The 12,707-nt window shown below is 60.8% G+C and carries 12 protein-coding genes; all 12 read right to left on the reverse strand.

The genetic code is table 11. The features are described from left to right. Nucleotides 1-149: 149 nt before the first annotated feature. The gene (locus AC1DIH_RS03720) at nucleotides 150-1,568 is read right to left on the reverse strand and encodes a flagellar hook-length control protein FliK (RefSeq protein ID WP_477770627.1); all 1,419 of its coding nucleotides are present in this window, start codon (nucleotides 1,566-1,568) and stop codon (nucleotides 150-152) included. A 105-nt stretch (nucleotides 1,569-1,673) separates the two neighbouring features. Beyond that, nucleotides 1,674-2,018 carry an Hpt domain-containing protein gene (locus tag AC1DIH_RS03725; protein ID WP_477770628.1) on the reverse strand — a complete coding sequence of 115 codons (345 nt, stop codon included), beginning with the start codon at nucleotides 2,016-2,018 and terminating at the stop codon, nucleotides 1,674-1,676. Nucleotides 2,019-2,048: 30 nt separating this feature from the next. Beyond that, a complete protein-coding gene (locus tag AC1DIH_RS03730) occupies nucleotides 2,049-3,755 on the reverse strand; it encodes an ATP-binding SpoIIE family protein phosphatase (RefSeq protein WP_477770629.1) in 1,707 nt (568 codons plus the stop codon). A 5-nt stretch (nucleotides 3,756-3,760) separates the two neighbouring features. Beyond that, a complete protein-coding gene (locus AC1DIH_RS03735; protein ID WP_477770630.1) occupies nucleotides 3,761-4,069 on the reverse strand; it encodes an STAS domain-containing protein in 309 nt (102 codons plus the stop codon). A gap of 77 nt (nucleotides 4,070-4,146) precedes the next feature. Beyond that, nucleotides 4,147-4,596 (reverse strand): flagellar export protein FliJ, encoded by a 450-nt coding sequence (gene fliJ / locus AC1DIH_RS03740; RefSeq protein WP_216741855.1) that lies wholly within the window; start codon nucleotides 4,594-4,596, stop codon nucleotides 4,147-4,149. Nucleotides 4,597-4,602: 6 nt separating this feature from the next. After that, a complete protein-coding gene (gene fliI, locus AC1DIH_RS03745; protein WP_103315615.1) occupies nucleotides 4,603-5,961 on the reverse strand; it encodes a flagellar protein export ATPase FliI in 1,359 nt (452 codons plus the stop codon). Beyond that, nucleotides 5,951-6,760, reverse strand: a complete 810-nt coding sequence (gene fliH, locus AC1DIH_RS03750; protein WP_477770631.1) for a flagellar assembly protein FliH — start codon at nucleotides 6,758-6,760, stop codon at nucleotides 5,951-5,953. Before fliH ends, fliI begins: the two co-directional genes overlap by 11 nt. A 4-nt stretch (nucleotides 6,761-6,764) precedes the next feature. Continuing rightward, complete coding sequence (fliG, locus tag AC1DIH_RS03755) at nucleotides 6,765-7,784, reverse strand: flagellar motor switch protein FliG (RefSeq protein WP_019692390.1); 1,020 nt, start codon at nucleotides 7,782-7,784, stop codon at nucleotides 6,765-6,767. Next, the gene (fliF, locus tag AC1DIH_RS03760; protein WP_477770632.1) at nucleotides 7,777-9,564 is read right to left on the reverse strand and encodes a flagellar basal-body MS-ring/collar protein FliF; all 1,788 of its coding nucleotides are present in this window, start codon (nucleotides 9,562-9,564) and stop codon (nucleotides 7,777-7,779) included. The genes fliG and fliF overlap by 8 nt, the downstream gene beginning before the upstream one ends. A 14-nt stretch (nucleotides 9,565-9,578) precedes the next feature. Further along, complete coding sequence (fliE, locus tag AC1DIH_RS03765) at nucleotides 9,579-9,908, reverse strand: flagellar hook-basal body complex protein FliE (RefSeq protein WP_427529933.1); 330 nt, start codon at nucleotides 9,906-9,908, stop codon at nucleotides 9,579-9,581. A gap of 167 nt (nucleotides 9,909-10,075) precedes the next feature. Beyond that, nucleotides 10,076-11,476 (reverse strand): sigma-54-dependent transcriptional regulator, encoded by a 1,401-nt coding sequence (locus AC1DIH_RS03770; RefSeq protein WP_477770633.1) that lies wholly within the window; start codon nucleotides 11,474-11,476, stop codon nucleotides 10,076-10,078. After that, a complete protein-coding gene (locus tag AC1DIH_RS03775; RefSeq protein WP_477770816.1) occupies nucleotides 11,476-12,675 on the reverse strand; it encodes a sensor histidine kinase in 1,200 nt (399 codons plus the stop codon). Before AC1DIH_RS03775 ends, AC1DIH_RS03770 begins: the two co-directional genes overlap by 1 nt. Nucleotides 12,676-12,707 lie beyond the last annotated feature (32 nt).

Here is a 12,707-nt window from a genome sequence, read left to right on the forward strand (position 1 = left end):
GAGTTTTCACAGGTGCACGGCAAGGCAAGAGCAAGTGTTATGCCAGAAGTGTCAGGAGGGGGATGGTGGGGATTGAGCGCAACCTGCAAAACACCACAAGACCAATGTGGGAACGCCGCCCGGCTGCTCCCACAGGGTTTGACGTTTGGTCAGGCGTAGTAATCGACTGCGCTGGAACCGATGACGCTGGTCGTGTTGGCAGCCGCTTCAGCCACGTTTGCCGCCAGCTCTTCATCTGCCGAGTCCAGACGACCACCGCTGGCAGTCGTGCCGGCGCCCTGGCCTTGCTGGGCCTGCTGCTGCCCCTGCCCTTGCCAGCCGCGGGACTGGTCGGACACGTTGACATCGACTTGCCCCATGCCTTGCTGGGCAAACATGTCGCGCAGGCGATGCATCTGGCTGTCCAGCGCCTCACGTACGCCCACGTGAGCACTCATGAAAGTCACTTGAGTCTGCTGATCGGGAACCATGTTCACCCGAATATCCAGGCGACCCAATTCCGCCGGCTGAAGCTGAATATCGGCTGCCTTGAGGTTGGCACTCGACAGGTACATGACCCGATTGACCACTTCCTCGGTCCAGCCGCTCTGATGCATGGCGATCGGCTGATTCACCGGCAACGCATTCGCGGTCTTTGGCGTGGCGGCCTGGGTCAGCGCTGCCAGGCGATTGGCGAAATCGTCAACGCGCGTGTCGCTGGTTGCCGACTTCAGATCCTTGAGCCCGTCATCGATCAATCCGCTGAAGGACTTTTCGCCGCCCTGGCTGGTACTGTCCTTGCTGGTTTGCACATCAAGCATGCTCACCATGCCATTGGCAAAGTTTTGCGCCGCGGTGGGTTCGCTATCGGCCTGATCCGGTGTCGCTTTGGTCGGGGACTGGCTGGAGGCCGACACGTGACCACTTTGCTCCAGTGCCAGGCGCACGGCCGGCATCGCGTCCAAAGGATCGGATGCAGGATCGAACGAAGGATCAGTCGCAGCCACAGGCTGAGCCGGTGCAGGCGTCACCGTCGCCGCAAGAGCCGGATCGACCTGAGGCTGGGCCTGGACCTGAACCTGAGCGACCACGGGCGGTGCTTGTGGATCGGGTACCGCCACTGGCACCGGCGTCGGCTGCACCGCCTGCGCCAATGCCGGATCGAGAGTGGGGTCGAGCGGAGTGCTATCAGCTACCGGGGCATCCTTGGCTGCTGTCGAATCGCTCGCGCCGCTTACGTCGCTTGTGGCCTTGTCGCTTGTGGCCTTATCACTGGTATCCGCCGGCTTGTCGGCGGGCAAGGATTTGCCGCTATCGGCAACGCTCGCCTGCGGGGCGGCAGGCTTGTCGCCAGTCGCCACTTTTTTGCCGGTGCTGTCAGCGACTTTGTCACGCGCGCTTTTACCGGCACCGTCGGCGCTTGACGCCGGGGTAGCTTGCGCCTGTTTGGCGTAGACCTGAGAAAAGCTGGCGGCCTTATCCCGGGGCTCTGCTGGCGCTGCCGGCGCATTGACAGGCACGCTGGCAGACACAGACGGAGTCTTGGCCTGCGAGGCGGTCTGAAGAAGCGAATTCGGGGCGAGGGGCATAACGGTCTCCGCTGCACTAGGATCGTAGGTACAGTTGAGAAACTAAGCTGCAAGGGTCGAGCCAGGTTTGCTCAGGCGCTGGAAAAACCTGCAACGATGGCGCTTTCAACAATGAAAACGCTGGCGCTCTTCACGGTACAAGCGTCGGACGATGGCAAATTCGCCGTCGATTTCGCCGACCAGCTCTTCAATTCCCGCAAGGCTTTTTTGTTTGGCTCGCTGCTCCAGTTCATTGCACAGTTCAGCCAGGCGCGTAGCCCCCATGTTGCTGCTGCTGCCCTTGAAGCTGTGGGCGGTACTGAGCAGCTGGTCGGGGTCCTGAGTTTCGCGAAGTTGGGTCAAACGTGTTTCGGAATCCTGAAGGAAAGTATCCAGAAGTATCGGGTACTCATCCTCCATGACTTCTTGCAGCGCACTCAGTACGTCGTGATCCAGATGAATGTCAGTCACTTGCTCGCTCCTTGATCAAGAATGCACGGATTATGCCTGAGCCTCCCAGGAAAACTCCACGCGGGCACGCCGGCCATTGTCCGACCAACTGGCGCTGTGACTCAACTGACGAATCAGGCTCACACCGCGACCCGACAAGCGGCCGCTGTCGACAGGTCGAGTCATGACCCGCTCTACGTCGAACCCTGCGCCACTGTCTTCGACTTCCACCACCAGACAGCCTCCCGCACCTTGCGGCGACAACTGCATATGCACCCGCAGGTAGCCATCCTCAAGCGCCTCCAGACGCGCATTGCGCTGCTCGTAATACCGCGCAAACCCGGAGGCATCGCGCTTGATACTCGAATCCAGGCCCAGTACACCATGCTCCAGCGCATTGGAATAGAGCTCGGCCAGCACACTGTAAAGCGCCCCGCTTTGCGCCCGCAACCCATGTACCTCAAGCAACAATTGCATCAGATAAGGCAAGGGGTTGAAGCGCCTGAGCGAGTCTGCACGAAATTCAAAACTCACCGACCAATCCAGCGGGCAAGACACACTGCTGTCGGAATACACCATGGCCGGCAGCGTGAGTTGCGAGGCGTCGAGCAGGCGAACCTCGAGCATGCTGACATCGTCACGCGCCTCGCCACGGAAATCCCGCAGCGCCTGCTCGATCTCCTCGAACAGTAGGTCCGGCTGGCGGTTGTCGGCAAACACCTGCTGCAACCGCTCGACACCAAACAACTGGTCGTTGGCATCACAGGTATCGATCACGCCGTCCGACAACAGGAACACCCGGTCGCCGAGGGCCATCGGCAACACCTCGGTGCGATCATCAAAGGTTTGCGCACTCAACACGCCCAGCGGCAGATGCCGCGCCGGTAATACGGTGCGTTTGTCGTTGGCGATATCATGCAGATAACCATCCGGCATACCGCCGTTCCAGACCTCCACAGAACGACGCTGAAAACTCAGGCACAACAGGGTCGCGCAACAGAACATATCCACCGGCAGGATACGCTTGAGCTTGGCGTTCATCTCGCACAGCATTTCCGACAGGCCGTAACCCTTGGCGGTCATACCGTAGAACACTTCCGCCAGCGGCATGGCGCCGACGGCTGCCGGCAGGCCATGACCGGTGAAATCCCCCAACAGCACATGCATGTCACCGGAAGGCGTAAATGCCGCCAGCAACAGATCGCCGTTGAACAGTGCATAAGGGGATTGTGAATAACGAATATTGGGAGCGCTCAGGCAACCGGAGTGAGCAACCTTGTCGAATACCGCCTTGGCCACCCGCTGCTCATTGAGCAAGTACTCATGGTGTCTGGCGATCAGATCGCGCTGCTCCAGGACCGTCGCCTGCAAGCGCCGCAAACGATCCATCGCCTTGATCTTGGCGCTGAGGATCACCTGGTTATAAGGTTTTGCCAGAAAGTCGTCGCCACCCGCCTCCAGGCAACGCGCCAAGGCTTCGCTTTCCGTCAGCGAGGTCAGGAAGATGATCGGCACCAGCGTTTCGCCTGCCAGCAGCTTGATCTGCCGCGCCGCTTCGAAACCGTCCATCACCGGCATCATCGCGTCCATCAACACCAGTTGCGGACGCTGCTGCTGGTACAACTCAACCGCCTCGGCGCCGTTGGCCACAGACAACACTTCATGCCCCTGGCGACGGACGATGCTCGACAGCAACAAGCGATCGGCCGCGCTGTCTTCTGCGATCAGCACGGTCAGTGGCTCGGGCAGCGTCGACATGAYGGTCAACTGATGTCGAACAGCTTGTCGAAGTTGGAGATGGCGAGGATTTTCTTCACGTCGGAACTGCTGTTGACCACGCGAATATCGGAGTTTTCTCCGCCAGCATGATCACGCAACAGCAGCAACATACCCAACGCCGAGCTGTCGAGGTAAGTCGCTTCTTTCAAGTCGACCACCACCGAGTTTGGCATCTGCCCGTCGGGACGCTCGTAGGACTCACGAAATTCCTGATGCTTGGCGAAATCGAACCGCCCCTTGACCGAAATCGTGAGTTTTTGCCCATCCGGAGATACTTCTGTAACGACTGACATGCTGCGGCTTCCCTGTCATTGGCAACGTGTAGAAGGTTTAGCACTTGCAGGGAGCATGAGCAAGGTCAAAAAATCGCTCAATAGGGGTCGTGGCGCGGCAAACGCTGGGAAAGTTCGTCGAGCAGCTTCTGCTCGCGCCGGTCTTCGAGTTGGCGAGCCTCATCAATGTAACGCTGCACCAGCTTGCGCAGCCCTTCAACCCGGGCAAACGCCTGCTGCCAGGTGTCACGCGCCTTGTTCAGGTTGTTCTGGTGCCAGGCCAGGCTTTGGCGCTGCTGATCGATCGCGGTGCCCAGTTGCGCGAGAAAGCCCTGATACCCCAGCAACCATTGCCCCGAGACGCCATGGCTGCCGCGTACGATCCATTGTTCCTGGTACTCGAGGCGGAAGCTTTCGAGGTCGGCGAGCTTGCTTTCGGCCAATCTCACCTGGCCCTGGAAGTGTCCCAGGCGCTGGGCAGCGGTCTTTTCGGCCTTTTCAGCCATATCGACCACGGGCGCCAGGCGCGCCGACCGGCTCTGGGCCATGAGGTGTTAGCCGCCAGCCGCCGGGGCGAAGATCGAGGCAAGGTATGCCTCGCTCTCGCCCAGGTTGATGCTGTCGTTCAGGCCCTGACGCAAGTACTTGGCCAACTGCGGCTGCAACGAGATCGCCAGATCGGTTTCCCGGTCGCCACCCGCTACATAGGCGCCGACGCTGATCAGGTCGCGACTTTGCTGATAACGCGACCACAGCTGCTTGAAGTACTGCGCACGGGTCATGTGGTCCGGGCTGACCACCGACGGCATGACCCGACTGATGGACGCTTCGATGTCGATCGCCGGGTAATGCCCCTCTTCCGCCAGGCGACGCGACAGGACGATGTGCCCGTCGAGCACGCCCCGCGCGGCATCGGCGATCGGATCCTGCTGGTCGTCGCCTTCGGACAGCACCGTATAAAACGCAGTGATCGAACCGCCGCCCGCCTCGGCATTACCGGCGCGCTCCACCAGCTTCGGCAGTTTGGCGAATACCGATGGCGGATAACCCTTGGTCGCCGGTGGCTCGCCGATGGCCAGGGCGATTTCCCGCTGCGCCTGAGCAAAACGGGTCAGTGAATCCATCAGCAACAGGACATTCTTGCCCTTGTCGCGGAAATACTCGGCGATGCGCGTGCAATACATCGCGGCACGCAGACGCATCAGCGGCGCGTCGTCCGCAGGCGATGCCACCACCACGGAACGCTTGAGCCCCTCTTCACCGAGGATGTGCTCGATGAATTCCTTGACCTCGCGACCCCGCTCGCCAATCAGCCCGACCACGATGATGTCGGCTTCGGTAAAGCGGGTCATCATGCCCAGCAGCACACTCTTGCCGACGCCGGTGCCGGCGAAGAGGCCGAGGCGCTGACCGCGACCGACTGTCAATAATCCGTTGATGGAGCGAATACCCACGTCCAGCGGCTGGCTGATGGGGTCGCGCTTGAGCGGGTTGATGGTCGGACCATCCATCGGCACCCAGTCTTCGGCTTTCATTCCGCCCTTGCCGTCCAGCGCACGACCGGCGCCATCCAGTACCCGCCCGAGCATGCTCATGCCCATCGGCAAGCGGCCGGCATCGGCCAGGGGCACAACCCTGGCGCCCGGGGCAATGCCGGCGACACTGCCGACCGGCATCAAAAATACCTTGCCGCCAGAGAAGCCCATGACTTCGGCTTCGACCTGTACCGGGTGATAACTGTCGTCGTTGATCACCATGCAACGGCTGCCCATGGCAGCGCGCAGGCCCTCGGCTTCAAGCGTCAGGCCGACCATGCGCAGCAAGCGCCCTTCGAGGATCGGTTGGCCGGGAAGCTCGGTGGCATGCGCATAAGTACTCAAGCGCTTGCCGAAGCTGGTGCGATCAAGGCGCATCAGCGATTTCCGGCTCTGGCTCAAGTGCTGCGACAGACGGCCTTTCGCTGACGGGAAGTTCCAGCGTCAAATCCGCCTCGGCCGGATGCAGCGCCTGATCGTGCAATTGATCGAACAGCTTGGCCATGATTTGCGTGATGCGGGTTTCTACGGTCGCGTCGATGCGGCTGTGCTCGGTCTCGACCCGGCATCCGCCCGGCAACATGGCTTCGTCTTCGACGATGCGCCAGGTCTCTTCATGGCGCTCGCGCAATGCCTTGACCAGCTCGAAGTCCTGCGGATTGACGTACAGCCGCACATTCTCGACGCCCAACGGCAGCAACTTCAGGGCTTCGCGCATGACGTGTTCGATCTGCGTCGAATCGATGGCCAGTTCGCGCTGAATCACCTGTTTGGCAATGTGCCGGACCAGCCCGACCAGAGACTTCTCGATCTGCGTATCCTGCTCGGCAATCGGTTCGAACAGATTGCCCATCAGCAATTCGAGGCTGGCGAGCTTCGCGCTCAGGGCCACGTCAGCTTCCTGGCGAACCTTGAGCGTGGTGCTGTGAAAACCTTCTCGCTCGCCGGTGGCGAAGCCTTCGTTGTAGGCTTCCTGACGAATGCTTTCGAGCTCTTCGAGGGTCAGTGGCTGGACTTCCTCCAGCGGCACTTCTTCCATCTCCGGCGGCTCGGGCTCAGGCTCGGGTTCAGGCTCCGGGACGTGCGGGTCGAAGCTGGGCAACGACCAGATATCAAAACCGCGGACATCACGCGCACGGATCAGGTCGGTGGGCGACTCATCACTCTTGGATGCCATGGCGTTAAATCATTTCCTCGCCACCTTTGCCGCCGAGAACGATTTCTCCGGCTTCGGCCATACGGCGGGCAATGGTGAGGATTTCTTTCTGCGCGGTTTCGACGTCGCTGACGCGGACCGGGCCCTTGGCCTCGAGGTCGTCGCGGAGCAATTCGGCCGCACGCTTGGACATGTTCTTGAAGATCTTTTCCTTGACGCCTTCGTCCGAGCCCTTGAGGGCCAGCACCAGCACGTCCGAGGAGACTTCGCGCAGCAATGCCTGAATCCCGCGGTCGTCGACGTCGGACAGGTTGTTGAACACGAACATGAGGTCTTCGATCTGACCGGACAGGTCTTCGTCGACTTCGCGGATCGAGTCCATCAGCTGACCTTCGATCGAGCTGTCGAGGAAGTTCATGATGTCGGCTGCACGCTTGATACCACCCAGGGTGGTGCGCGCGGCGTTGGAGTTACCGGAGAATTGCTTCTCGAGAATCTGGTTGAGTTCTTTCAGCGCGGCAGGCTGTACGGTGTTCAGTGAAGACACGCGCAAAATGATATCCAGGCGCACTTTATGGTCGAAGTTGCCGAGCACTTCGCCGGCCTGGTCCGGGTCGAGATACGCCACGACGATGGCCTGGATCTGCGGGTGCTCGTAACGGATCACGTCCGCCACGGCACGCGGCTCCATCCACTTCAGGCTGTCCAGACCGCTGGTGTTGCCACCCAGCAGGATACGGTCGATCAGGCCGTTGGCCTTGTCTTCGCCCAGCGCCTGGGTGAGCATCTTGCGCACATAGTCATCGGAGCCGACGCCGAGGCTGGTCTGATCGCCGACGATGTCGACGAACTCGCTCATCACCTGCTCGACCTGCTCGCGGTGCACGTTGCCCATTTGCGCCATGGCCACACCCACACGCTGGACCTCTTTAGGCCCCATGTGGCGCAGCACTTGCGCAGCATCGGTTGAACCCAGGGACAGCAGCAGAATCGCGGCTTTGTCGACCCGGCTGAGTTTGGCGATAGCGGCTCGGTTATCACTCATCTGCGTTAATCCACTCTTTCACGACCTGAGCCACACGACCCGGATCTTCGGCCACCAGGCTCTTGATTGCGTTCAACTGTGCGTCATAGCCTTCGCTCGGGCTAGGCAGCAGAATACTTTGCGGGCCACCGAGGCTGACGCGGTCGTTGGCCAGTTCGCCGTCCAGGCCGCCCATGCCACCGAGCTCGACATCGCTGCCAAGACCCGCCAGTTGCTTGCCTTTGCCGCCGCCGGTGATGTTGTTGAGCACCGGACGCAGCACGCCGAACACCAGCACCAGGATGAACAGCACGCCGAGCACCTGTTTCACCACATCCCAGAACCAGGGCTGCGAGTAGAACGGAATGTCGGCGATGACTTCGCCACGCTCGGCCGAGAACGGCACGTTGATCACGCTGACGCTGTCGCCACGGCTGGCATCAAAACCGACGGCGTCCTGCACCAGGCGCGTGAAGCGCGCCAATTCATCGGCGCTCCACGGTGCACGGGTGGTTTCACCGTTGGCCGCGTTGACCTTGACCTGATCATCCACAACGACCGCAACCGACAGGCGATTCAAACGGCCCTGCTGTTGCTTGGTGTGGCTGATGGAACGGTCGAGTTCGAAGTTCTTGGTGGATTGTTGACGCTTGTCCGCCGGGTACGGTGCCAGCATCGGCTGACCGGTTGCCGGGTCCATGATTTGCTGGCCGTTGGCATCCAGCAGCGGCTGACCTGGCTGCACCATGCCAGCGGAAGCGCTCGAGCCACCGGTGGTTTGTGGTGCTGACGCCGGCGATGGCGGCTGGTTGCTCAGCGCACCGGGAACGCCTTGCGGGCCGTTGCTGGCGGTGCGCTGCTCGGTAGTCGATTGCTCGCTACGCAGGGCCGGCTGATCCGGGTTGAACTGCTCCGAAGTCGACTCGACTGCACTGAAATCCACATCGGCTGAGACTTCAGCCTTGTAGCGATCGTTGCCCAGCACCGGCTGCAGAATATTGTGCACACGCTGGGTGAGCATGCTTTCCATGCGCCGGCTGTAATCGAATTGCTTGCCGGCCATGGTCAGTTCGGAGTTTTCCGCCTGATCGGAGAGCAAGGTGCCCTTCTGGTCGACGACGGTGATCTGCGACTTGCTCAACTCGGGAACACTGGTCGCCACCAGATTGATGATGGCCATGACCTGGCCGGGCTCCAGCGACCGACCGGAATAGAGCTCGACCAGTACCGATGCGCTTGGCTTGCGTTCATCACGCACGAATACCGAGCTTTTCGGAATCGCCAGGTGCACTCGGGCACCCTTGACGTTGTTCAGGCTGGAGATGGTCCGCGCCAGCTCACCTTCAAGGCCGCGACGATAACGGGTCGCTTCCATGAACTGACTGGTCCCCAGCCCCTGGTCCTTGTCGAGGATTTCAAAACCGATGTTGCCGTCGCTGGGAGTGACACCAGCCGCGGCGAGCTTGAGCCGCGCACGTGCCACATCATCGGCCTTGACCAGCAAGGCACCGGAGTTGGGCTCAATCGTATAGGGAATGTCAGCGGCGGCCAGGGTTGCCATGACCTGCTTGGCGTCCATACCGGCAAGGCTGCCGTACAGCGGCCGATAGTCGGGTTGCTGCGACCACAGCACCACGGCAAAACCAATCGCCACGCTCGCAGCCAGGCCAACCAACAGGCCTACCTGACGCAGCATGGTCATCTCGGAAAGGTTTTCCAGGAAGGACAGACCAAACAACGGCGGTTTTCCGTCGACAGGTGTGGCCTTGGCCGGAACGTTATCGGCGACTGCTTCTGCCATGACTCAATACTTCCTTAGACCGGCATCTGCATGATGTCTTGGTATGCCTGTACCAGCTTGTTACGCACTTGGGTCAACGCCTGGAAAGACACGCTGGCCTTCTGCGAGGAAATCATCACATCTGTCAGGTCGACGCCGCTTTTGCCAATTTCGAACGCATTGGCCAACTGGTTCGAAGCCTGCTGGGTATCGTTGACCTTGTTGACGGCCTTGCCGAGCAGGTCGGAAAAGCTGCTGCCGCCCATTTCCGGCACTGCAACGGCGGCTTTCGGCTGAGCCATGGCGTCCATTTGCATGGACCGCATGTCCAACATCAACCGATTAAATTCAATACCCTGGCTCATGGTCTACTCTCTCTGACGACCCGCAATTTTTTGACACTCACTCAGCGGATAGAGTGGTGTTAGCAACAAGGGTGCCAGCTCCATGGCGACCGTTCATAAAAGCCCGACACGGATCACCGCCCCTGTAGCAGCAGCCTCGCAAGCTCGACAGCTGCTACAGATACGGTTCAGGTCGCGAACAGATAACCTTCAACGTCCATTCCCGCATCGCGCATCTGCGCCAGCTTGTAGCGCAAGGTCCGCGGGCTGATACCCAGGCGCTCGGCCGCTTCCTTGCGCCGCCCGCGCTCGGAACGCAACGTATCGATGATCATCTGAAACTCGCGACGCCGCAGGTCATCGCCCAGCGCGCCGGCTGAATCGCCTTGCAGCGTCTCGACCTCAAGCACTCGTGACGACATCGGAACCGGCGCCAATGCCGGCAGTGGCGCACAAGCGACCGGCCCCGCAAGGCAAAAGTCCTGCGGCTGAATCAAACCACCCTGTTGCAAAATCAACGCCCGCTGAATGGCGTTGTCCAGCTCACGCACGTTGCCCGGCCACGGATAACCGATCAGGCAAGCCTGAGCTTCCGGCGACAGCCTGGCAGCGGCATGCTTCATTTTATTGACGTGCTTGGCCAGCAGACGCTCGGCCAGCGGCAGGATATCGGCGGTACGCTCACGCAACGGACGCCAGGCCAGCGGAAACACCGACAGGCGATAGTAAAGGTCTTCACGAAAGCGCCCCGCCGCCACCTCACCCGCCAGATCGCGGTTCGTGGTCGCAACCACCCGGATATCCAGCGCAATCGGCTTGCGCGCGCCCACACGCTCGACTTCACGCTCCTGTAACACGCGCAGCAGCTTGGCCTGAAGCCCCAGGGGCATTTCGGAAATTTCGTCGAGCAGAATGGTCCCGCCATCGGCCTGCTCGAACTTGCCGGCCTGAGCCGCAATAGCACCGGTGAACGAGCCCTTCTCATGCCCGAACAAGGTCGCCTCGAGCATGTTGTCCGGGATCGCTGCGCAATTGATTGCAATGAACGGCTGACTGGCGCGACGAGAGTGCTGGTGGATGTAACGCGCCAGCACCTCTTTACCCGTGCCCGACTCACCCGAGATCAACACCGTCGAATCACTGCGCGCCACACGGGCTGCCAGCTCAAGCAACTGCGCACTGGCCGGCTCGAATGCTACCGGACCTTCGCCCTCTGCGGTGCCGAGACAACCCAGGGCATGGCGCGCCACCAGATCCAGCAACGCCTTGGGCTCAAAAGGCTTGACCAGATAGTCTGCCGCCCCCTGACGCATCGCATCGACGGCACGCTCAACCGAGCCATGGGCGGTCATCAGCAAGACCGGCAACTGCGGCTGGCGAATTCGCAACAAACCCAACAACTGATGACCATCCATGCCTGGCATGTTGACGTCACTGACCACCAGACTGAACGACTCGCTCGCCACAGCTTGCAGCGCATCTTCGGCCGAACCCACTGCGGTGTAGTCATGACCGGCCAGCAGCAGCGTATCCGCCAATGCTTCGCGCAGCGAGCGGTCATCTTCGACCAGTAAAACCTTGATTGCCATCAGCCTCTTTCCACTCCTTGAGCGCTGGAGAACAACGGCAAGACCACCACCGCACACGTGCCGCGGCCCGGCCGCGAGCGCAGCTGCAATTCTCCCTGATGAGCACGGGCCACCGCCTTGACTACGGTCAGGCCAAGACCGGTGCCAGTGGTTTTAGTGGTGAAAAAAGGCTCGCCCAGGCGCGCAAGCACGGTAGGGTCGATACCGCCGCCGTTATCGCTGACGCACAGCCGAAGGGTGTTTTCACGGGTATATAGATGAACTTTAAGACGGACGTCGCCTGCACTGGCCTGAATCGCATTTTCAATCAGGTTCAGCAGCGCGCCGACCAGCGTGTCGCGATTACACAGCAACTCCCCGGCATGACTGTCGCACTGCCAACGCACCGGATAATCCTGAACATGCGTCGATGCCGCCGCTTGCAGCGCTTGCAGGAGCGCCCCGGGTGTCACTCGATCAGTCAACGGCAGCTCGCCGCGAGCGAACACCAGCATGTCCCGCACCTGATGTTCGAGTTCATGCAGGCGCTCTTTCAAACGCCCGGCAAACCGTTGCTGGGTAGCGACCGGCAACTCTTGCTCAGTCAAATGACTGGCGTACAGCAATGCCGCGGACAGCGGCGTGCGAATCTGATGCGCCAGGGAGGCGACCATCCGCCCGAGGGACGACAAGCGTTCGTGGCGAGCCAATTGGTCCTGCAAGTGCCGGGTTTCGGTCAGGTCGTTGAGCAGCACCAACTGGCCCGGCTCGGCATCCAGCGAGCGTGTGGCAATCGACAGGCGTCGACCATCCTTCAGGGAAATTTCATGACCGTCGTCTTCGCGTGGTGCAAAGCAGCGGGCAATCACATGACGCCACAACTCGCCTTCAAGCGGCAGACCCAGCAGTTCGCAGGCCGCCGGATTGGCTTCGCGCACCATGCCCTGGGCATCAATGACGATGACGCCACCGGGCAACAAATCGAGAAGGTTTTGCAGGCGGTTGGCCAGGCGTTCTTTTTCGGCCAGCTCCTGCATGCGCTGAGCGCTGACCACTGCCAGCTCACCCTTGAGCTCGGTGACCCGGGCTTCAAGCATGCTGTAGGAATCGGTCAGTTGGCTCGACATCTGATTGAACAGCGCGAACGCCTGCTCAAGGCCAAGCCGACTTGCCTGTTCTACAGGGGACGATTGCCCCGAGACGTCGGAGACAGGAGACATTTGGGCGGCGTGGGGCATCGTGCTCTCTCGCT

This window comes from Pseudomonas sp. 05N36 (assembly GCF_056397385.1).

Excerpts from the sequence above, each read along its gene's own strand:
- AC1DIH_RS03720 (WP_477770627.1), bottom strand. The coding sequence starts at position 1,568 with ATGCCCCTCGCCCCGAATTCGCTTCTTCAGACCGCCTCGCAGGCCAAG.
- AC1DIH_RS03730 (WP_477770629.1), bottom strand. The coding sequence starts at position 3,755 with ATGTCGACGCTGCCCGAGCCACTGACCGTGCTGATCGCAGAAGACAGC.
- AC1DIH_RS03735 (WP_477770630.1), bottom strand. The coding sequence starts at position 4,069 with ATGTCAGTCGTTACAGAAGTATCTCCGGATGGGCAAAAACTCACGATT.
- fliJ (WP_216741855.1), bottom strand. The coding sequence starts at position 4,596 with ATGGCCCAGAGCCGGTCGGCGCGCCTGGCGCCCGTGGTCGATATGGCT.
- fliI (WP_103315615.1), bottom strand. The coding sequence starts at position 5,961 with ATGCGCCTTGATCGCACCAGCTTCGGCAAGCGCTTGAGTACTTATGCG.
- fliH (WP_477770631.1), bottom strand. The coding sequence starts at position 6,760 with ATGGCATCCAAGAGTGATGAGTCGCCCACCGACCTGATCCGTGCGCGT.
- fliG (WP_019692390.1), bottom strand. The coding sequence starts at position 7,784 with ATGAGTGATAACCGAGCCGCTATCGCCAAACTCAGCCGGGTCGACAAA.
- fliF (WP_477770632.1), bottom strand. The coding sequence starts at position 9,564 with ATGGCAGAAGCAGTCGCCGATAACGTTCCGGCCAAGGCCACACCTGTC.
- fliE (WP_427529933.1), bottom strand. The coding sequence starts at position 9,908 with ATGAGCCAGGGTATTGAATTTAATCGGTTGATGTTGGACATGCGGTCC.
- AC1DIH_RS03770 (WP_477770633.1), bottom strand. The coding sequence starts at position 11,476 with ATGGCAATCAAGGTTTTACTGGTCGAAGATGACCGCTCGCTGCGCGAA.
- AC1DIH_RS03775 (WP_477770816.1), bottom strand. The coding sequence starts at position 12,675 with ATGTCTCCTGTCTCCGACGTCTCGGGGCAATCGTCCCCTGTAGAACAG.